16 protein-coding genes and 1 pseudogene are annotated in these 19,459 nt (G+C 70.9%); 13 read left to right on the top strand and 4 right to left on the bottom strand.

Annotated features, from left to right (window positions below; genetic code table 11):
* Positions 1 to 80: 80 nt before the first annotated feature.
* The 5 genes from A3G1_RS35875 to A3G1_RS0120555 all read left to right on the top strand — a co-directional run bounded on the left by A3G1_RS35875 (position 81) and on the right by A3G1_RS0120555 (position 4,709).
* Positions 81 to 1,172: a GNAT family N-acetyltransferase gene (locus A3G1_RS35875; RefSeq protein WP_018351371.1), complete on the top strand. Its 1,092-nt coding sequence runs from the start codon at positions 81 to 83 to the stop codon at positions 1,170 to 1,172.
* Positions 1,129 to 2,289 (top strand): cysteine desulfurase family protein, encoded by a 1,161-nt coding sequence (locus A3G1_RS0120570; RefSeq protein WP_018351370.1) that lies wholly within the window; start codon positions 1,129 to 1,131, stop codon positions 2,287 to 2,289. Before A3G1_RS35875 ends, A3G1_RS0120570 begins: the two co-directional genes overlap by 44 nt.
* Positions 2,290 to 2,298: 9 nt before the next feature.
* Positions 2,299 to 3,369 (top strand): tRNA 2-thiouridine(34) synthase MnmA, encoded by a 1,071-nt coding sequence (gene mnmA, locus A3G1_RS0120565; RefSeq protein ID WP_018351369.1) that lies wholly within the window; start codon positions 2,299 to 2,301, stop codon positions 3,367 to 3,369.
* Complete coding sequence (locus A3G1_RS0120560; RefSeq protein WP_018351368.1) at positions 3,366 to 4,340, top strand: uroporphyrinogen decarboxylase/cobalamine-independent methonine synthase family protein; 975 nt, start codon at positions 3,366 to 3,368, stop codon at positions 4,338 to 4,340. The genes mnmA and A3G1_RS0120560 overlap by 4 nt, the downstream gene beginning before the upstream one ends.
* Positions 4,341 to 4,412: 72 nt before the next feature.
* On the top strand, positions 4,413 to 4,709 hold the full coding sequence (locus tag A3G1_RS0120555; protein WP_018351367.1) for a hypothetical protein: 297 nt from the start codon (positions 4,413 to 4,415) through the stop codon (positions 4,707 to 4,709).
* Positions 4,710 to 4,793: 84 nt separating this feature from the next.
* Here the strand turns inward: A3G1_RS0120555 and A3G1_RS35870 are convergent, their stop codons facing one another.
* Complete coding sequence (locus A3G1_RS35870; protein ID WP_018351366.1) at positions 4,794 to 5,264, bottom strand: hypothetical protein; 471 nt, start codon at positions 5,262 to 5,264, stop codon at positions 4,794 to 4,796.
* 120 nt (positions 5,265 to 5,384) lie between these two features.
* Here A3G1_RS35870 and ligA point away from each other — a divergent pair, with 120 nt between their 5' ends.
* The 6 genes from ligA to gatB all read left to right on the top strand — a co-directional run bounded on the left by ligA (position 5,385) and on the right by gatB (position 14,434).
* Positions 5,385 to 7,472: an NAD-dependent DNA ligase LigA gene (ligA, locus tag A3G1_RS0120545; RefSeq protein WP_083937045.1), complete on the top strand. Its 2,088-nt coding sequence runs from the start codon at positions 5,385 to 5,387 to the stop codon at positions 7,470 to 7,472.
* 540 nt (positions 7,473 to 8,012) lie between these two features.
* Positions 8,013 to 10,091: a putative bifunctional diguanylate cyclase/phosphodiesterase gene (locus tag A3G1_RS0120540; RefSeq protein WP_018351364.1), complete on the top strand. Its 2,079-nt coding sequence runs from the start codon at positions 8,013 to 8,015 to the stop codon at positions 10,089 to 10,091.
* 42 nt (positions 10,092 to 10,133) lie between these two features.
* Complete coding sequence (locus tag A3G1_RS0120535; protein ID WP_018351363.1) at positions 10,134 to 10,988, top strand: sigma-70 family RNA polymerase sigma factor; 855 nt, start codon at positions 10,134 to 10,136, stop codon at positions 10,986 to 10,988.
* 187 nt (positions 10,989 to 11,175) lie between these two features.
* A complete protein-coding gene (gatC, locus tag A3G1_RS0120530; protein WP_018351362.1) occupies positions 11,176 to 11,475 on the top strand; it encodes an Asp-tRNA(Asn)/Glu-tRNA(Gln) amidotransferase subunit GatC in 300 nt (99 codons plus the stop codon).
* A gap of 3 nt (positions 11,476 to 11,478) precedes the next feature.
* Complete coding sequence (gene gatA / locus A3G1_RS0120525; protein WP_018351361.1) at positions 11,479 to 12,957, top strand: Asp-tRNA(Asn)/Glu-tRNA(Gln) amidotransferase subunit GatA; 1,479 nt, start codon at positions 11,479 to 11,481, stop codon at positions 12,955 to 12,957.
* 1 nt (position 12,958) lies between these two features.
* Positions 12,959 to 14,434: an Asp-tRNA(Asn)/Glu-tRNA(Gln) amidotransferase subunit GatB gene (gene gatB, locus A3G1_RS0120520; protein ID WP_018351360.1), complete on the top strand. Its 1,476-nt coding sequence runs from the start codon at positions 12,959 to 12,961 to the stop codon at positions 14,432 to 14,434.
* Positions 14,435 to 14,623: 189 nt separating this feature from the next.
* On the opposite strand, the gene A3G1_RS0120515 is transcribed toward gatB, so the two are convergent.
* Positions 14,624 to 15,571: a helix-turn-helix transcriptional regulator gene (locus A3G1_RS0120515; RefSeq protein WP_018351359.1), complete on the bottom strand. Its 948-nt coding sequence runs from the start codon at positions 15,569 to 15,571 to the stop codon at positions 14,624 to 14,626.
* A gap of 42 nt (positions 15,572 to 15,613) precedes the next feature.
* Here A3G1_RS0120515 and A3G1_RS0120510 point away from each other — a divergent pair, with 42 nt between their 5' ends.
* Both A3G1_RS0120510 and A3G1_RS35865 read left to right on the top strand, forming a co-directional pair.
* On the top strand, positions 15,614 to 16,027 hold the full coding sequence (locus A3G1_RS0120510; RefSeq protein ID WP_018351358.1) for a VOC family protein: 414 nt from the start codon (positions 15,614 to 15,616) through the stop codon (positions 16,025 to 16,027).
* A 29-nt stretch (positions 16,028 to 16,056) separates the two neighbouring features.
* Positions 16,057 to 17,565: a metallophosphoesterase family protein gene (locus A3G1_RS35865; protein WP_018351357.1), complete on the top strand. Its 1,509-nt coding sequence runs from the start codon at positions 16,057 to 16,059 to the stop codon at positions 17,563 to 17,565.
* On the opposite strand, the gene A3G1_RS0120500 is transcribed toward A3G1_RS35865, so the two are convergent.
* A complete protein-coding gene (locus A3G1_RS0120500; RefSeq protein ID WP_018351356.1) occupies positions 17,562 to 18,713 on the bottom strand; it encodes a PQQ-dependent sugar dehydrogenase in 1,152 nt (383 codons plus the stop codon). The two genes, A3G1_RS35865 and A3G1_RS0120500, sit on opposite strands and share 4 nt — an antisense overlap.
* 45 nt (positions 18,714 to 18,758) lie before the next feature.
* Positions 18,759 to 19,459: pseudogene (locus A3G1_RS39730) on the bottom strand (IS5 family transposase); the annotation flags it as partial.

Raw genomic sequence — 19,459 nt, 5'->3', positions numbered from 1 at the left:
CAGCCCCACCCAGCCAAAAAGCCCCGAACCGGAAAACCCCGCGTAGCACGCCCGAAACAAGCCCGGCGCAAGGTTGGCTCATGACTCTCTGGCGGATCCGAACCGAAGTCGACGACCGCCCGGGCCGCCTCGCGGCGCTGTCCCGGGCCCTGGCTGATGTCGGCGGCAACATTCTCACGCTCGCGGTGCAGGTCGACGCCTCCGGTGTCGTGGACGAGTTCATCGTGGAGACTCCGCCGCGCGTGCAGGCCGGGCACCTCGGCACGGCCCTGCACATCGCCGGCGGCCGGGGCGTGGCGATCACCGCTGCCACCCGCCGGGACCTGGTGGACGAGCCGACCCGTGCACTGCTGCTCGCCGCCCGGCTCGGTGCGGACCAGCCGCAGGACCTGCCAGCCCTGCTCGCCGAACTACTCCGGGCCGACTCGGCGACCTGGCTCCCCGAAACTCGGAACGACCACGACCACCACACCGGCACCGACCTCGTCGTCCCCGTCGCCCCCGGCCGCCACATAGTCCTCACCCGCAGCCTGCCCTTCACGCTCACCGAGGCCGCACGCGCCGAGGCGTTCGTCCGGCTTCTCCGGGCACCCGGCATCGAGGCCAGCCCGCACCGGGAGAGCGTCACGCTCGCGGACGGTACGCGGCTGCCGGTCCGGCTGGTGCTTCCCACCGACGAGGCCGAGGTCCAGGCGCTGCACCGGCGCTGCACGGCCGAGACGCGCCGGGCGCGGTACTTCGTGGCCCGACGTCAGCTCACCGGCCACATGTGGCGCGCGTTCTGCGACCCGGCCTGGGGGCTGACCTTCGTCGTCCGTACCGGCACCGCTCCCGAGGCTCCCGCCCAGGCCGTCGCTCTCGCGCATCTCGCGTACACCCCGGAACCCGGCGTCGCGGAACTCGCGATCCTCGTCGAGGACTCCTGGCAGAACAGGGGACTCGGCAGTTCCCTCGTCACGATGCTGGTCGCCGAGGCCCGCGACAGGGGGCTGGTCGAACTCCGGGCGAGCCTGCTCGCTGACAACGTCGCGATGCGGCGGCTGCTGGCCAGCCAGGGCGCGGCTTTCTCCTACGGCGGGGCGGTGGTCGATGCCCGTCTGCCGCTCAGCCAAAGCTACGCTGAGCGCGATGGTTTACTTCGATCACGCCGCGACCACGCCGATGCTCCCTGAGGTCGTCGAGGCGTACGCCGCTGCCGCCGCGACGGGGGGCAACGCCTCCGCGCTGCACTGTTCCGGACGGGCGGCCCGGCGGCTCGTCGAGGAGTCGCGGGAACGCGTCGCCGCTGCTCTCGGTGCGCGCCCCGGCGAGGTGGTCTTCACCGGCGGCGGTACGGAATCCGACAACCTTGCCGTCAAGGGCATCTTCTGGGCGCGGCGGGCCGCCGACCCGGCCCGGACGCGGATCGTCGCCAGCGCCGTCGAGCACAAGGCCGTCCTCGACACCGTCGAGTGGCTCGAACGCCACGAGGGCGCCAAGGTCGCCTGGCTGCCGGTGGACGAGCTCTGCCGGGTACACGAAGAAGATCTTGAACTGGCCCTGACCGACGATGTCGCGGTGACCACGATCATGTGGGCCAACAACGAGGTCGGCACCGTGCAGCCTGTCGCGGCCCTGGCAGCCGTCTCGGCAGCAGCCGGAGTCCCCTTCCACACCGACGCTGTGCAGGCGATCGGCCAGCTGCCGGTCGACTTCGCAGCCAGTGGCGCATCGGCTCTCACGCTCAGCGGGCACAAGCTCGGCGGCCCGGTCGGGGTCGGCGCGCTGCTGCTCGGCCGCGACGTCGCCGTCACGCCGCTCCTGCACGGCGGCGGCCAGGAACGCGACGTCCGCTCCGGCACCCTCGACGTCGCCGGGATCTCGGCCTTCGCGCTCGCCGTCGAGCTGGCCGTCCAGCGCCGTACCGCCTTCGCCGCCCAGCTCGCCGCCCTCCGTGACGAACTGGTCGAGCGCGTCCAGGCCGCCGTGCCGTGCGCGCTGCTCAACGGCGACCCGGGCGACCGCCTCCCCGCCAACGCCCACTTCTCGTTCCCGGGCTGCGAGGGCGACGCGCTGCTCATGCTGCTCGACGCGCAGGGCATCGAGTGCTCGACCGGTTCGGCCTGTAATGCCGGAGTCGCTCAGCCCTCGCACGTCCTCCTCGCGATGGGCGCCGACGACGCGCGGGCCCGCTCGTCCCTCCGCTTCACCCTCGGGCACTCCTCGGCGCGGACCGACATCGACGCCCTGGTAGCGGCCTTGCCCACAGCGGTGGAGCGGGCCAGGCGGGCCGGGAAGATCCGCCGGTAGGCTAGAACGATGCGTGTACTGGCTGCGATGTCCGGCGGGGTCGATTCGGCGGTCGCTGCTGCCCTGGCCGCGGAGGCCGGGCACGACGTGACCGGCGTGCACCTGGCCCTCGCGAAGAACCCGCAGACCTACCGCTCCGGAGCCCGCGGCTGCTGCACCCTCGAAGACTCGCGGGACGCGCGCCGCGCCGCCGACGTGATCGGCATCCCGTTCTACGTCTGGGACATGGTCGAGGAGTTCCAGGAGGACGTGGTCGACGACTTCGTCGCGGAGTACGCGGCGGGCCGCACGCCCAACCCCTGCCTGCGCTGCAACGAGAAGATCAAGTTCCATGCGGTACTGGAGCGGGCCCTCGCGCTCGGCTTCGACGCCGTCGTCACCGGCCACCACGCCCGGCTCGGGGCCGACGGCCTGCTCCGCCGGTCGGTCGACGCCGGCAAGGACCAGTCGTACGTCCTTGGCGTCCTCAACTCCCACCAGCTGGCCAAGTCGATGTTCCCGCTCGGCGGGTACACGAAGGAGCAGGTGCGCGAGCTGGCCGCGGCCCGGGGGCTCGGTGTCGCCGGCAAGCCGGACTCGCACGACATCTGCTTCATCGCCGACGGGGACACGCAGGGCTTCCTGGCCGCCCGGCTCGGTTCGAGCCCCGGTGACATCGTCGACTCCGAGACCGGTGAGGTCGTCGGCGCGCACGACGGGGCGTACCAGTACACGATCGGCCAGCGCAAAGGCCTGTCCATCGGCCGCCCGGCCCCGGACGGCAAGCCGCGCTACGTCCTGTCGATCACCCCGGTGACCAACACCGTCACGGTCGGCCCCCGCGCGGCCCTCGAAGTGTCCACAGTGACCGGCGACCGGGCCCTCTGGCTGGCACCCAGCCCCGGCGGCGCCGTCCAGGTCCAGCTCCGGGCACACGGCGAGGTCCACGACGCCCAGGTGTCCGTTGTGGACGACGAGATCATCGCGGTCCTCGGCAAGCCGGCCCTCGGCATCGCCCCCGGCCAGACGATGGTCGTCTACCAGCCGGACCCGGCGGGCGACATCGTCCTCGGTTCCGCGACGATCTCCGCAGCCCGGTGAGCGCGTACCCCTGGGGGCCCGGCTCCGCGACCGGGATCGGCTCCCACCCCGGTACCTCGTTCGCCGACGCCCTCGGGCTGGCCTTCGAACTCCCGCTGCCATACCTCCCGGAGCTCCCGGCCCGTGGCCCCGGAGCCGACATGCTGGGCCGGACGGCCGGCCTGCTGGTCGATCTGCCCGTCGAGCTGTACGCGGCCCGCTGGCAGCTCACCGCCCGCCCCGGCAAGGACGCCCGCCGCACGGCCGACTTCGCCGAACGTGACCTCGACACGCTCACCACGACCGCCGACGGCTACGAAGGCCCACTGAAACTCCAGGCGGCAGGCCCGTTCACGCTGGCCAGCGGCCTGCAGCTCCCGATCGGCGGCGCGGTGCTCCGCGACCGGGGCGCGGTACGTGACCTGACCGACTCGCTGGCCGAGGGCCTGCGCCGGCACGTGGCGGACGTCCAGGCCCGCGTACCGGGCGCGAAGCCGGTCATCCAGCTCGACGAGCCCTCGCTGCCCTTCGTGCTCGCGGGCCGGATCCCGACCGAGTCGGGCTTCGGTTTCCTCAGGTCGGTGTCGGCCCCCGACGCCCGTGACCTCCTGGCCCGGCTGATCGAGGCCGTCGAGGTGCCGGTCGTCGTTCACTCCTGCGCGCCCGACGTGCCGATCAGCCTGCTCCACTCGGCGGGTGCCGCCGCCATCGCCATCGACCTGGCCCTCCTGGACCAGCTCGACCCGCTCGGCGAGGCTCTCGACGCGGGTCTCGGCCTGCTCGCCGGCGTGGCACCTGCCACGTCCAAGGGCATGGCGGGCCAGGTCAGCGAGCTGTGGGGCAAGCTGGGCTTCCCGCTGAAGGCGCTCGCCGACCAGGTGGTCGTCACCCCGGCCTGCGGCCTGGCGGGCTCGACACCGGCCGAGGCCGCCCGGATCCTCCGGGCCTGCAAGGACGCGGCCGCCCGCCTCACCGACGTGGCTCACAGCTAACGGAATAGCCCCCACCCCATCGCGGTTGATGGATGCGTACCCGTGCCGCAAAGCATCACAAAAGGGGGAGCCGTGCGCGAGTTCACCACCAGCGAGAAGATCACGATCCTGGCCGGCCGAGAGGTCGGTGCCGAGTGGGCCGAGCTGGCCCGGATGCTCGGCGCGCCGGAGGCCGAGATCCAGCTGGCCTTCGAGGAGCTGCGCGCCGACGCCGTCCGGCTCAAGCTGGGGCTGCTCCGCCGCGCCGTCGCCCGTGAGGTCGGCGCCGACCGGTACCGCGACCCGGACTCGTGGCGCGCCTTCAAGTTCTACGAGAAGACGGCAGGGGAGTCCTTCGTGGACAGCGGTGTCGTCATCGACGAACGCTGAGACGCGCTGCCCCGGTGCGCGGCATGAACACCATGCCGCGCACTCCGGCCCGCCTACCCGGCCAGAGCCGCCGGCCCGTCTAGATCACGGCACCCAGCCCGTCTCGTGGTACCGGCGGACCGTCCACCAGGTCTCCTCGTCGCACTGCCCGGCCCGCGCGCCGAACGCCGTGTCCTGTACCCGGAAGAAGCCGGACAGGTCCAGCCAGCCGTGCTCGCCGAGCGGCACGTACCGGGGAGCCGAGCCCTGCGTGGCGATCCGCAGCACGTCGGCCTTGTCGCGGTGCGTGCGCAGTACCAGGCACGGCCCGTTCGAGCTGCCGACCCCGTCCGCGTACGGCACGTCGGCCAGCCACAGCTCGCCGGGTTGCGGTCCCTGCTGCCATTCGGGGCCGGGTGGATGGTCGAGCAGCGCTGGGTTATCGGGGTCGGGGGACCAGGGTGGTGGAGCGTCGGGTGCTCGCCGCCGCCGGGTCAGGCCGGCCACCAGAATGGCGGCCAGTCCCACGGCGAGCAGGCACAGCACGGCTCCGGCTCCCGAGTAGAGGTTGGACATGCACACCTCCTGGGGTTTTCTCACTGTATGACCGACGAGCCGGGCGCCGGAAGTGTCGTACGGTCCGACTAACCTGCACGAAGGAACTAGGAGGTGGGCGTGAAGCCGGAGCAGGCGGCGATGGAGCGGCACAAGATCCTTGCCGACGAGATCAACGATCATCGTTTTCGGTACTACGTGAACGACGCGCCGACCATCTCGGACGCCGAGTTCGACGTGCTGCTGCGCGAGCTGGAGGGGCTGGAGGAGAAGTTCCCCGAGCTGCGCACGCCCGACTCGCCGACCCAGCAGGTGGCCGGCAGCTACACGACGGAGTTCACCCCCGTCACGCACGCCGAGCGGCTGCTCAGCCTGGACAACGCCTTCGACGGCGAGGAGCTGGCCGCCTGGTCCGCCCGCGCGGAGCGCGACGCCGGCGGCCCGGTCAGCTACCTGTGCGAGCTGAAGATCGACGGCCTGGCCGTCAACCTGACCTACGAGCACGGCCGCCTGGTCCGCGGCGCGACCCGTGGCGACGGCCGGGTCGGTGAGGACATCACCCCCAACGTCCGGGCGATCCAGGGCATCCCGCACCAGCTGGCCGGCGACGCGCCGGCCCTGGTCGAGATCCGGGGTGAGGTCTACTTCCCGAGCGAGGAGTTCGCCGGGCTCAACGCGCAGCTCGTCGAGCAGGGCAAGGCCCCGTTCGCCAACCCGCGCAACGCCGCGGCCGGCTCGCTGCGGCAGAAGGATCCCCGGATCACTGCCAGCAGGCCGCTCCAGCTGATCGTGCACGGGATCGGGGCCAGGGAGGGCTTCACGCCCGAGCGGCTGTCCGACGCGTACGAGACGCTGCGCGGCTGGGGCATGCCGACGTCTGCGCGCTGGAAGGTCGTCGCCGATCTCGACGGGGTCAAGGACTTCATCCAGTACTACGCGGAGCACCGCCACGACGTCGAGCACGAGATCGACGGCGTGGTCGTGAAGATCGACGACGTGGCGGTGCAGGGCAGGCTCGGCTCGACCAGCCGCGCTCCGCGCTGGGCCATCGCCTACAAGTACCCGCCGGAGGAGGTCAACACCAAGCTGCTCGGCATCGAGGTGCAGGTCGGCCGGACGGGCCGGATCACGCCGCGCGCGATGGTCGAGCCGGTGCTGGTGGCTGGCTCCACAGTGGAGTTCGCGACCCTGCACAACGCCTCGGAGGTCGAGCGTAAGGGCGTGCTGATCGGCGACACCGTCGTGCTCTGCAAGGCCGGCGACGTGATCCCCGAGATCCTCGGCCCGGTGGTCGCGCTGCGCGACGGCACCGAGCGGCCGTTCGTGATGCCCACCGAGTGCCCGGAGTGCGGGGCCGAGCTGGCCCCGGCCAAGGAGGGCGACGTCGACATCCGCTGCCCCAACGCCAGGTCCTGCCCCGGCCAGCTCCGCGAGCGGATGTTCTACCTGGCGGGCCGCAAGTCCCTCGACATCGAGGTGCTGGGCGCGAAGTCGGTCGGCGCGCTGCTGGAGAGCGGGGCGATCGTCAACGAGGGCGACCTGTTCGACCTCACCGAGGAGAAGCTGCTCGCCTGCCCGTTCTTCGTGAACAAGAGCGGCAAGCAGGCCGGCCAGCTCGGCAGCAACGCCCACAAGCTGCTGGCCAACCTGGCCGAGGCGAAGAGCCGTCCGCTGTGGAGGGTGCTGGTCGCGCTGTCGATCCGGCATGTCGGCCCGACCGCCGCGCAGGCACTGGCCCGCGAGTTCCGGGACATCGACCGGATCTTCTCCGCCGAGCAGGCCGAGCTGGCCGCGGTCGAGGGCGTGGGCCCGACCATCGCGGAGAGCCTGGTCGAGTGGTTCGGCCACGACTGGCACCGCGAGATCATCGAGAAGTGGCGGGCGGCGGGCGTGCAGCTCGCCGAGGAGGCAGAGGAGACCGGGCCGCGCCCGCTCGAAGGCGTGACCGTGGTCGTCACCGGCACCCTCGAAGGCTGGTCGCGGGACGCGGCGACCGAGGCGATCCAGAAGCTGGGCGGCAAGGTCACCGGCTCGGTGTCGAAGAAGACCGGCTTCGTGGTCGTCGGGGAGAATCCGGGCAGCAAGTACGACAAGGCTGTCGCGGCCAAGGTGCCGATCCTCGACGCGCCAGGGTTCGGCGTCCTGCTGGACGAGGGCCCGGAGGCCGCCAGGGCGGTCGCGCAGATCGGTGAGCCCGAGAGCAACGACGAGAGCGAGCGGGGCGAGTAACGAACGGTCACGGAAGCCCGGCCAGAGCGTGCGCGATTGCGCGCATCCGGACGGGCTTCCGCGCGCGGTAGGCACACCGGGCACCGCCCCAGACCCCGGCGGCCAGCCCCCGCCAAGGAACTTGTGCCTGTCGATGTCTCCGGGTCACGGTTCCCGCGCGAATCTGACTACAGAACGTGTTCCGGCCCCTACGCTGCTGTGATGTGCCGTGCTGTGCCGGAAAGCTCGGCACCCGGCCGGGCGATCCCTCCGGCGGTGGGGCCAAGCGGGGGTTCCGAAGGGTACAAGTCCTAGATCAGGTAACGAATTGACGTACCGGTGCCGGAAACTGCTTGCCTGAGCAATAAATTGAGCATGTCCTGACACTGCTGGCTACCGCTTGCCGTGGAAAAGGTGATACTCAACACAGACGCCGTTACCGCGTTCATCGCTGGACGGTTCACCACAGGGGCCGGGGTGAGCGCGGTAGGTCGCTGGGGGGCGATAGCCGGGTGCCATCGTGGTTCCCGGCGGGACTTGTCGAGGCGTCGGGAGGGGTAGATGGAGCCGACGTCTCTGCGGAACTCAGCGCCGCCAGGACGCCGTCTGGCGTTCTTCACCTACCTCACCATCGTGATCCTCTCGGCGATGGCTGCCGCCGTGCCCTCAGCCGTCCAGTACGGGCCGAAGTTCCTCACTCTCCCCTTCACGTTCTGGCTGATGCTCGCGCTGGCCTGCGCCGCGGACTTCCGCCCGTTCAACGCGACCGGCCCGCGCCAGTCCGTCGCCGTGTTCCCCTCGATCTGCTTCGCGTTCGCCGCGCTGCTGATGTGGGGGCTTCCGGCCGCCGTGCTGATCCAGACCTGTGCGACCAGCGTGTTCGCGTGGCGGACGCGGCACTCGGCCTGGCGGGGGCTGTTCAACATCAGCCAGTACACACTGGCCCTGACCTTCGCGTTCGGCGTGCTGAGCCTCGGCCCGAAGATCCCGCTGCGGGACGGCACGATCGACCGGCACCAGGTCGTCCTGATCCTGCTGGCCTGCGCCGGCTGGTTCGCCACCAGCCATGTGCTCGTGGCCACCGCTGTCTGGCTGCGGTTCGGCGGGACGTGGCGGCAGAGCCTGACCACGGCGATCGGCTCGGAGGGGCTCGCGGCGTTCGCCCTGCTGCTGCTCGGCCCGTTCCTGGTGGCCGCTGCCCAGGTCAGCGGGTGGCTGATCCCGCTGATCGTCGCCCCGCTCTACGCGGTGTACCGGGTGGCAGGCCTGTCGGAGGACCACGAGCGGCTGTCCCTTCTGGACCCGCTGACGGGCCTGGCCAACCGCAAGGCGCTGTTCACCGCCGTCGAGGACGCGATCACGGAACTGCGTGAGCTGCCCTTCGACAGCCAGGACCGGCGGCTGGCGCTGGTCGTGCTGGATCTCGACCGGTTCAAGCAGGTCAACGACGCCCTCGGTCACGCTGTCGGCGACCGGCTCCTGATCGAGGTCGGCCGGCGCCTGGCGACGTGTGTACCGGCCGACGCCCTGGTCGCCCGGCTCGGCGGCGACGAGTTCGCCGTCCTCGCGCCCCGGATCACCGCACAGGACACGGCCCGCGACCTGGCCCGCACGGTCGCGAAGGCCCTGGCGGACCCGGTCAGGCTCGACGGGATGCCCCTCGACGTCGCCAGCTCGATCGGCATCGCCGTGTACCCGGAGCACGGCGACGACTTCACCACCCTCCTCCGGCACGCCGACGTGGCGATGTACGACGCGAAGACCCGTGGCGACACGATCGCGGTGTACAAGCCGGAGTCCGACCACAACTCCCCGGCCCGGCTCGGCCTGCTGGGCGACCTCCGCCGTTCCCTGGAGACCCCGGGCTTCGGCGAGGTGGCGCTGTACTACCAGCCGCAGGTCGACATGGGTACCGGCGAGGTCGTCGGCGTGGAGGCGCTGCTGCGCTGGCGGCACCCGGTACGCGGGCTGGTCAGCCCCGAAGAGCTGATCAAGGTCGCGGAGCACTCCGGCGTGATGCGGCTGCTGACCTGCCGGGTGATCGACGAGGCGCTGGCCCAGCTCGCCCGGTGGGCGGAGGGCGGGATGCGGCTGCGCGCCGCGATCAACGTCTCCGTCCGCGACCTGCACACCACCGAGCTGGTCGACTACCTGGCCGGGCGGCTCGCCGAGTACAACGTGTCCGCCGACCAGATCCAGCTGGAGATCACCGAGGGCGCGCTGATGGCCGACCCGCGGCGGGTGCTCACCACCCTCCAGCGGCTCGACCGGCTGGGCGTGGCGCTGTCGCTGGACGACTTCGGCACCGGGTACTCGTCGCTGCAGCACCTGCGCAGGCTCCCGCTGTCCGAGGTGAAGATCGACCGGTCCTTCGTGCTCGGCATGAGCACGGACGAGGACGACGCCTCGATCGTCCGCTCGATCATCGAGCTGGCCGGCGCGCTCGGGCTGCGGGTGGTCGCCGAGGGCGTGGAGGACGAGCGGACCTGGCGCTGGCTGGTCGCGCACGGCTGCCACGTCGCGCAGGGCTGGTTCTACGCCCGGCCGATGCCCGCCGACGAGCTGCCGCGCTGGCTGGCCAAGTACCGGCCGCCGATGCTGCTCCGCGCCGTCCCCAACCACCCGGAGGCGGCATCCTGAGGGGCGGTGTCACATTCACCGCCGCCAGGGAGTCATAGGGGCGTGGAAAACAACGCATGGCTGGCTGGCCAGTTCGAGGAGAACCGTTCCCACCTGCGCGCCGTCGCGTACCGGATGCTCGGCTCCGCCGAGGAGGCCGACGACGCGGTACAGGAGGCGTGGCTGCGGCTGACGGGCGCGGACGTCTCCGGGGTGAACAACCTGCGGGCCTGGCTGACCACGGTCGTGGCGAGGGTCTCGCTGAACCAGCTCCGCGGCCGTACCCGGCGCGGCGAGTCCCCGCTGCTCACCGAGCCGGTCGCGGGCCACAGCCCCGAGCACGAGGCGCTGATGGCGGACTCGGTCGGCCTGGCCCTGCTCGTCGTGCTGGACTCGCTGAACCCGGCCGAGCGGCTGGCCTTCGTCCTGCACGACCTGTTCGCGGTGCCGTTCGACGAGATCGCCCCGATCCTCGGCCGGACGGTGCCGGCCACCCGGCAGCTGGCGAGCCGCGCCCGGCGCCGGGTACGCGGGGTGCGGGCCGAGCCCAGCCCGGACCAGGCCCGGCAGCACGAGGTGGTGGCGGCGTTCCTGGCGGCGTCCCGGGCCGGTGACTTCGCGGGGCTGCTGGCGCTGCTCGACCCGGAAGCCGTCGTACTCGCCGACTCCGCCGCCGTCATGATCGGCGCGCAGGCCGAGGTCCGTGGCCGTGCCGAGGTCGCGGAGACCTTCTGCGGCCGGGCGGCCGCCGCCGAGCTGGCGGTCATCGACGGGCTGGTCGGCGCGGTCTGGGCACCCGGAGGGGAGCCCCGGGTGGTGTTCGCCTTCACGCTGCACGAGGACCGGGTCGCCGAGATCCGCCTGATCGCCGACCCCGACGAGATCCGCACGCTGGACGTGGAGCTGCTGAGCGAGTAGACGACCGGTGGTCGTGGCAGGAGTAGGGCTCGCGCAGCAGGTACAAAATCATAAAAATCACACAGGGTGAGTGGCCGGACGGCGCTGTTTCCCGATGCGCGCTGGCCTCACGGCCCGAAACATGACGGCAACACGGCGAACCGTAGAATCTGACGGTTCGAGCAGGTGCGACGTGAGGAGCGAGTCGATGACCGCCATCTCCCGCGAGGAGGTCGCGCATCTCGCGCGCCTCGCGCGGCTAGCTGTGACCGATGAAGAGCTGGACATGTTCGCCGGTCAGCTGGACGTGATCCTGCAGTCCGTGGCGCGTGTGGGTGAGGTCGCGGCCGAGGACATCCCGCCGACCTCGCACTCCGTGCCGCTCACCAATGTCTTCCGCCCCGACGAGCCGCGTCCCGGCCTGACCCGGGCGGCGGCTCTGGCCGGCGCGCCGGATTCCGCCGAGGACCGGTTCCGGGTGCCCCGGATCCTGGACGAGGAGGAATAAGCCATGTCGTCACTGATCAAGAAGACGGCCGCTGAGCTGGGCGAACTGATCGCCGCTGGCCAGACCTCCGCGCTGGAGGTCACCCGCGAGCACCTGGACCAGATCTCCAAGGTGGACGGTCGCGTGCACGCGTTCCTGCACGTGGACGTGGAGGGCGCGCTCGCAGCGGCCAAGGCCGTCGACGCCAGGCGCGCGGCCGGCGAGAAGCTCGGCCCGCTGGCCGGCGTGCCGATCGCCGTCAAGGACGTCGTGACCACGAAGGGCCTGCCGACCACGGCCGGCTCGAAGATCCTCGAAGGCTGGGTCCCGCCGTACGACGCGACGCTCGTCGAGCGGCTGAAGGACGCCGGCACGGTGATCCTGGGCAAGACGAACATGGACGAGTTCGCGATGGGTTCGTCCACCGAGTACTCGGCGTACGGACCGACGTTCAACCCGTGGGACCTGACCCGCATCCCGGGCGGCTCCGGTGGTGGCTCGTCGGCGGCCCTCGCGGCGTACGAGGCCCCGCTGTCGATCGGTACCGACACCGGTGGTTCCATCCGCCAGCCGGGTGCCGTGACCGGCACGGTCGGCGCGAAGCCCACGTACGGCGGCACGTCCCGCTACGGCCTGATCGCCTTCTCGTCCTCTCTGGACACTCCCGGCCCGTGTGCCCGGACGGTGCTCGACGCCGCCCTGCTGCACGAGGTGATCGCCGGGCACGACCCGCGCGACTCCACGTCGATCCCGGCCCCGGTGTCGCCGGTCGTCGCCGCGGCCCGCCAGGGCATGTCCGGCGACCTGACCGGCGTGAAGCTGGGCCTGGTCAAGGAGTTCATGTCGGCGGAGGGCGCGGAGCCCGGCGTCGTCGCGGCGTTCCACGCCGCCGTCGAGTCGCTGACCAAGCTCGGTGCCGAGATCGTCGAGATCTCCTGCCCGAACTTCGTCTACGCGCTGCCGACGTACTACCTGATCGCCCCGAGCGAGTGCTCGTCCAACCTGGCCCGCTTCGACGGTGTCCGCTACGGCCTGCGGGTCGGCGACAACGGCGTGAACAGCCTCGAAGAGGTCATGTCGCTGACCAGGGAGGCGGGCTTCGGCCCCGAGGTGAAGCGCCGGATCATGGTCGGCACGTACGCCCTGTCGAGCGGCTACTACGACGCGTACTACGGCCAGGCCCAGAAGGTCCGCACGTTGATCACCCGCGACTTCCAGGCGGCGTTCGAGAAGGTCGACGCGCTCATCTCGCCGACGACCCCGTTCGTGGCGTTCCAGCTCGGCGCGCGCACCGCCGACCCGTCGAGCATGTACCTCGCCGACCTGTACACGATCCCCTCGAACCTCTACGGCGGCCCGGCCATCTCCGTGCCGTGCGGCCTGTCGGAGGGCCTGCCGGTCGGCCTCCAGGTGATGGCACCGACCCTGGCCGACGACCGGATGTACCGGGTCGCGGCAGCCCTCGAGTCCACCATCGGCACCCTGACCCCGCCGGAGCTGTGAGATGACCTACGCGGACATTGTGGAGCGGTACGAGCCGGTCATCGGGCTGGAGACCCACGTAGAGCTGGGTACCCGGACGAAGATGTTCTGCTCCTGCCCGACGGAGTTCGGCGCGGAGCCGAACACGCAGGTCTGCCCGGTGTGCCTGGCGCTGCCGGGCGCGCTGCCGGTGGTGAACGCCGTCGCGATCGAGTCCACCATCAAGATCGGTCTCGCGCTGAACTGCTCGATCGCCGAGTGGTGCCGGTTCGCCCGGAAGAACTACTTCTACCCGGACATGCCGAAGAACTTCCAGATCTCGCAGTACGACGAGCCGCTGTGCTTCGACGGGTACCTCGACGTCGAGGTGGACGGCAGGACCGTCCGCATCGAGATCGAGCGGGTCCACATGGAGGAGGACACCGGCAAGACGATGCACATCGGCGGCTCGACCGGCCGGATCCAGGGCGCGACGGAGTCCCTCGTGGACTACAACCGGGCGGGCATCCCGCTGATCGAGATCGTGACGAAGCCGGTGACCGGTACCGGGGCGATGGCTCCGGAGGTCGCCAAGGCGTACGTCGCCGAGCTGCGTGACGTGCTGCGCGGCCTGGGCGTCTCGGACGTCCGCATGGAGCAGGGCTCGCTGCGCTGCGACGTGAACACCTCGCTCAACAAGCCGGGCGAGGAGTGGGGCACCCGTACCGAGACCAAGAACGTGAACTCGCTGCGCTCCGTCGAGCGCGCCGTCCGGTCGGAGATCATCCGGCAGTCCGGCATCCTCGACGACGGCGGCAAGATCACGCAGGAGACCCGGCACTTCCACGAGGACACCGGGCAGACCACGTCGGGCCGCAGCAAGGAGACGGCGACCGACTACCGGTACTTCCCCGAGCCCGACCTCGTCCCGGTCACCCCGGCCCGCGAGTGGGTCGAGGAGATCCGGGCCGGCCTGCCAGAGATGCCGCGCGTCCGCCGCCTCCGGCTGCGCGAGGCCTGGGGCCTGTCGGAGCACGACATGCAGTCGGTCCTCAACGCCGGCGCCGTCGACCTGATCGAGGCCACGATCGTGGCCGGCGCCTCGTCCGAGGGCGCCCGCAAGTGGTGGATGGGCGAGCTGGCCCGCCGCTCCAACGAGACCGGCCAGGAACTCGACGCCCTCGGCATCACCCCGCAGTGGGTGGCCGAGCTGGTCTCGCTGACCGACGCGGGCAAGCTGAACGACAAGCTGGCCCGCCAGGTCGTCGAGGCCGGCCTGAACGGCGAGGGCACCCCCGGCGAGATCATGGCCGCCCGCAAGCTCGAGGTCGTGTCCGACACCGGCGCGCTCCTCGAAGCCATCGACGCGGCCATCGCAGCCAACCCCGACGTCGCCGAGAAGATCCGTGGCGGCAACCAGGGCGCGGCTGGCGTGCTGATCGGCGCGGTCATGAAGACCACGGGCGGCCAGGCCGACGCCAAGACCGTCCGGGGCCTCATCCTCGAAAAGCTCAAGTAGTAGTGCCGGCCCGCTGAGCGAAAATCTGAGCTGCGCGAAACGAAAGCCCGTGTACAACCAGTACACGGGCTTTCGTTCATGCGATCAGATTTCCGCTCAGCGGGCCACCGCGCGTTAGATCAAAACCAAGAGCAAGAGCATCATTTTGTACCTGTGCCGGTGCCCCACCCCTCTCCCCGATCACCCCGGCTACGCGGCGCCGAACCGGGCCCCCAGCCTCCGCAGGTAGTCCTTCAACTCCCCAGGCTCGACCACAGTGAAGTCCTCACCCACCCGGGCCAGGTACGTCACGAGGTCGGACAGCACATCTGTCCCCGTCTCCAGCACGCAGTGACCATCCCCGTCCGGGGTCAGCGCGCCCGCCGAGGCCCCGACCCGCTCGGCGATCGTCTCCAGCGGAGCGTGGAAGCGGATCAGCACCCGGTACCGCCAGGCCGCCGTGCTGACACCCCGCAGCACGTGAGCGAGCGCGTCACCACCCGGCGCCTCCCTCGGCGTGAAGCGAGGCCCGTTCGGGGTACGCGGCCGGATCCGGTCGGCCCGGAAGGTCCGCCAGTCGCCCCGTGACCCGTCCCACGCGAGCAGGTACCACCGCAGCCCCGTGTAGACCAGCCGGTGCGGTTCGACCTGCCGCGCACTCGCGGAACCATCCCGGCCGACGTAGTCGAACCGCAGCTGCTCACGGCTGCTGATCGAACCCGCGACAGCGGTCAGTACCCCCGCGTCCACGGTCGGCCCCCGCCCGGCGGCGCTCACCGTCGCCGCCCGGAGCGCGTCGATCCGATGCCGGAGCCGGGCGGGCATGGTCTGCTCCAGCTTCGCGAGCGCCCGCAGCGAGGTCTCCTCGATTCCCGTGATCCCACCCGTCGCGGCGACTCGCAACCCGGCCGCCACGGCCACCGCTTCCTCGTCATCCAGCAGCAACGGCGGCATGGCCGACCCCGCGCCCAGCTGGTAACCACCCGTAGTCCCGGTACTCGACCGCACCTGGTACCCGAGGATCCGCAGCCGCTCGACATCGTTGCGCACAGTCCGCGTCGTCACGCCCAGCCGGTCGGCGAGGTCAGCCCCCGCCCACTGTGGACGGGACTGCAACAGCGCGAGCAGTCTCAGCAGCCGTACCGAAGTCTCCAGCATTGAGGAACCGTACCTTCCGCAACCCCGCATACCGTGGTCCCCATGAGAGGAATCGCGACAGTCAGCTTCTACTCCGCCGACCTGAACGCCGCCCAGGCCTGGTACACCGAGGTGCTCGGCATCGAGCCGTACTTCGCCCGGCCCGGGTACATCGAGTTCCGCATTGGCGACTACCAGCACGAACTCGGCATCATTCAGGCCGAGTACGCCTCACACGAGGTCGGCAACGGCCCGGCGGGCGCGGTCGTCTACTGGCACGTCGACGACGTCACGTCGACTGTGGACCGCCTGGTCGTCCTCGGCGCGACCCTTCTCGACGCCCCGGTGAACCGTTCGCCGCACGAGCCCGACCCGGCCAGGCAGTTCGTCACCGCCACCGTCACCGACCCGTTCGGCAACATCCTCGGCGTCATGCGCAACCCGCACTACCTGCGAGTACTGAACTCGAACGCATAACCTCCGCCCCCGGCGGGCAAGATGGTGTCATGCGATTCCGTACCACGCTCCGCGCGTTCTACCAGGCTGTGCGGGTCGCGGTCCGGCACGAGGCCAGCCGGGCGGCGGCCCGCAGGACCGGGCGCGCGCTCGGTCTCCTGCTGGTCGCCACCGTCGGCGTCGCGGCCGGGCTGCTGCTCGGCGGCACGGTCCAGGGCCCGCTGGGGCCGTTCCAGGCGGAGTTCTCGCTCACGCCGGGCCTGCACGGCGGCACGCAGGTCGTCGTGCCGCCGCTCGGCTCGCTGACCCTCGACAGCCACGCGGGCCCCGAGCGGCTGACGATCCGGCTCGACTCGCTCGACCAGGCCCGTACCCAGCGGCTGGTGTCCGACCCGGACGGCCTGGGGAAGGCGAGCGAGTCGGCGTTCTCCGACGTGCAGTCCGGCATCGTGAAGGTGCTGCTCCAGTCGACCGGGGCCGCCCTGCTCGGCGCGATGCTGCTCGGCGCGCTCGTGTACCGCAGCGTCCGCCGGACGGCAGCCGTCGCCCTCACCGCGCTCGGCCTGATCGCGGCGAGCCTGGGCACGGCGCTGGTCACCTTCCGCAGCGACGCGATCGACGAGCCCCGGTACGACGGGCTGCTGGTCAACGCGCCAGCCGTCGTCGGTGACGCCCGGAAGATCGCCTCACGCTACGAGCAGTACCGTGGCGACCTGCAACGCCTGGTCACCAATGTCGGGAAGCTCTACACGACCGTGTCCACGCTCCCGGTGTACGAGCCGGAGCCGGGCGTGATCCGGGCGCTCCACGTCTCCGACATGCACCTCAACCCCGGGGCGTGGGACGTGGTGCAGACGGTCGTCACCCAGTTCAGCATCGACGTGGTGATCGACACGGGCGACCTGACCGACTGGGGTACCGGCCGCGAGTCCGAGGCCTACGCCCGGGGCATCTCCGACCTCAAGGTCCCGTACGTCTTCGTCCGGGGCAACCATGACTCGGCGGAGACGGTCGCCCAGGTCGCCCGGCAGCCGAACGCGATCGTCCTCGACAACCGGGTGCAGACCGTCGCCGGGCTGCGCATCGGCGGCATCGCCGACCCGCGCTTCACCCCCGACAAGTCCACGACCTCGTCCGGGCTCCTCGAAGAACGCCGCCTGTTCGAGACCGGTACCACGCTGGCCACCACGATCGGCCGCGTCGGCGGGGCCGACATCGCAGCCATCCACGACCCGGTGGCCGCCGGCCCGCTCGCCGGGGCCGTCCCGCTCGTCCTCGCCGGTCACAAGCACAAGCGCGAGGTACGCCAGCTCGACCCGAAGACGCTGCTGATGGTCGAGGGCTCGACCGGCGGGGCCGGCCTGCGGGGCCTCGAACTCGCCGAGCCCACCCCGCTCGCCCTCTCCGTCCTGTACTTCAGCTCGGCCGGCAAGCTCCAGGCATACGACGACATCTCCGTCGGCGGCACCGGCCGCTCGGAGGTCACCCTGCAACGCCGCCTGATCAAGGAGACACCGCCCCCGATCCCGACACCCACGCCCGCACCAACGCCGAGCTAGCTCTTACCGACCCCGCCAGACGAGCTGAGCACGATCCGCACGATCCGGTCGTCGTCGGCGACCGGCTTGCCCCGGCCGTCCTTGTTGGACGTCGTCACCCACAGCGTGTTGTCGGGAGCCTTGACGACCGTCCGCAGCCGGCCGTACTCGCCTTCCAGGCCCGCGACCGGCGCGCCGAGCAGGCTGCCCTTGCCGTTGAGCCCGGCCAGCCACAGCCGCTGCCCGCGCAGGCAGGCAGCCACCAGCGTCGTACCGCTGACCGCGGCACCGCTGCACGAGGCGTCGCCGGGCTTGAACACCGTCAGCGGGTTCGTGAACCTCGGGTCGCTGCCCTGGCCCTCGACCGCAGGCCAGCCGTAGTTCTTGCCCGGCTCGATCAGGTTCAGCTCGTCCCAGGTGTCCTGGCCGAACTCCATCGCGTACATCCGCTTGTCGGCGTCCCAGTCGAAGCCCTGCACGTTCCGGTGGCCGTATGTCCACACCAGACTGTCGGCGGCCGGGTTGCCCGGGGCTGGCTTGCCCTCGGTGGTCATCCGGAGGATCTTGCCGCCGAGGTTCTTCAGGTCCTGCGCGTTGCCGGTCCGGCTGGCGTCGCCCGTGCTCGCGTACAGGAACCCGTCCGGGCCGAAGGCCAGCCTGCCGCCGTTGTGCACGCCGGACACCGGGATGCCGGTCACGATCGGCTTGGGCTGCTCGCCCAGCTTCATGGTGGAGATCCGGTTGTCGGTCCTCGTCGTGTAGTACAGGAAAAGCGTTTGGTCTTCCGTGTACCTGGGGGAGACCGCCACCCCCATCAGCCCGCCCTCGCCACCGGAGTGGGCCTCCTCGATCGTGCCGAGGACGGTGACCTTGAGCCCGGCCGTGCCGGTCTCCGGCCCCAGCTTGAGCAGCCTGCGGGTGTCCCGCTCGGTGACCAGCGCCCCGCCGTCCGGCAGGAACGCGACGCCCCACGGCACACTCAGGTTCTTCGCGATCACCACCGAGGTGACCGCGTCGTCGTTGGGCTTGGCCGAGGCGGAAGGGGTGGGGAAGCGCGGCGGAGTGCCGGTCTCCTTGTCCTCCGGCGGGCCGAAGGCGCAGCCGGTCAGCGTGCCAGCGGCGAGCGCCGTGGTCAGCAGGGCGATGATCAGCCGCCGGGGGGAATCCACGCCCTCCAGCGTAGCCGGGTGGAGCTAGGGCTCGTCTTCAAAGGTTTAGATCCATTGAAGTAGCGCGGCGATGGTGATGGTCGCCTGGTATGAGGTGGCGGTTTTGTCGTATCGGGTGGCCACGCTGCGGTGTTGTTTGAGCTGGTTGAAGCATCGTTCTACGACGTTGCGGTGGCGGTAGATCTGACGGTTGAAGGTGGGAGGTCGTCCGCCGCGGGGTCCTCGTCTGCGGCGGTTGGCCTGCTGGTCGCAGCGTTCCGGGATGGTGTGGCCGATACCTCGGCGGCGCAGGTGCTCCCGGATGGCTTTTGACGAGTAGCCCTTGTCGGCGATGACGTGGTCAGGTCGTGATCGTGGTCGGCCGCCGCCAGCGCGGGGGACTCGAATGGCGGCCATGACCTCCTCAAAGCGGGTGCAGTCGTTGACGTTGCCGCCAGACAGGACGAACGCCAGGACGCGGCCGGCGCCGTCGCAGGCGAGATGGATTTTCGTGCTCAGTCCGCCTCGACTTCGACCGAGGGCGTGATCTGATGGTTCGCCCGTTTCCCTTCGCCCCTTNTGGCTCCGGCGGCGTGCTGGTGAGCCCGCACGATGGTCGAGTCCACCGACACCAGCCACTCGATATCACCGGCCGCGTCGGCGTGGGCCTGGACCCCTTCGAGCATCGCCGAGAATGTCCCATCGAGAGCCCACCTGCGAAAACGGGTGTAGACCGACTGCCACGACCCGTAACGCTCAGGCACATC

The sequence above is a fragment of the Longispora albida DSM 44784 genome (assembly GCF_000379825.1).
Lineage (GTDB): Bacteria > Actinomycetota > Actinomycetes > Mycobacteriales > Micromonosporaceae > Longispora > Longispora albida.
The sequence above is the reverse complement of the archived record's forward strand: the minus strand, read 5'-3'. Positions and strand labels throughout refer to the sequence as shown.

What these genes read in the sequence shown, in the direction of transcription:
- A3G1_RS0120510 (WP_018351358.1), top strand. Translation starts at nt 15,614, where the DNA reads ATGAGAGGAATCGCGACAGTCAGCTTCTACTCCGCCGACCTGAACGCC.
- A3G1_RS0120570 (WP_018351370.1), top strand. Translation starts at nt 1,129, where the DNA reads ATGGTTTACTTCGATCACGCCGCGACCACGCCGATGCTCCCTGAGGTC.
- gatC (WP_018351362.1), top strand. Translation starts at nt 11,176, where the DNA reads ATGACCGCCATCTCCCGCGAGGAGGTCGCGCATCTCGCGCGCCTCGCG.
- A3G1_RS35875 (WP_018351371.1), top strand. Translation starts at nt 81, where the DNA reads ATGACTCTCTGGCGGATCCGAACCGAAGTCGACGACCGCCCGGGCCGC.
- A3G1_RS0120515 (WP_018351359.1), bottom strand. Translation starts at nt 15,571, where the DNA reads ATGCTGGAGACTTCGGTACGGCTGCTGAGACTGCTCGCGCTGTTGCAG.
- ligA (WP_083937045.1), top strand. Translation starts at nt 5,385, where the DNA reads ATGGAGCGGCACAAGATCCTTGCCGACGAGATCAACGATCATCGTTTT.
- gatB (WP_018351360.1), top strand. Translation starts at nt 12,959, where the DNA reads ATGACCTACGCGGACATTGTGGAGCGGTACGAGCCGGTCATCGGGCTG.
- gatA (WP_018351361.1), top strand. Translation starts at nt 11,479, where the DNA reads ATGTCGTCACTGATCAAGAAGACGGCCGCTGAGCTGGGCGAACTGATC.
- A3G1_RS35865 (WP_018351357.1), top strand. Translation starts at nt 16,057, where the DNA reads ATGCGATTCCGTACCACGCTCCGCGCGTTCTACCAGGCTGTGCGGGTC.
- A3G1_RS35870 (WP_018351366.1), bottom strand. Translation starts at nt 5,264, where the DNA reads ATGTCCAACCTCTACTCGGGAGCCGGAGCCGTGCTGTGCCTGCTCGCC.
- mnmA (WP_018351369.1), top strand. Translation starts at nt 2,299, where the DNA reads ATGCGTGTACTGGCTGCGATGTCCGGCGGGGTCGATTCGGCGGTCGCT.
- A3G1_RS0120540 (WP_018351364.1), top strand. Translation starts at nt 8,013, where the DNA reads ATGGAGCCGACGTCTCTGCGGAACTCAGCGCCGCCAGGACGCCGTCTG.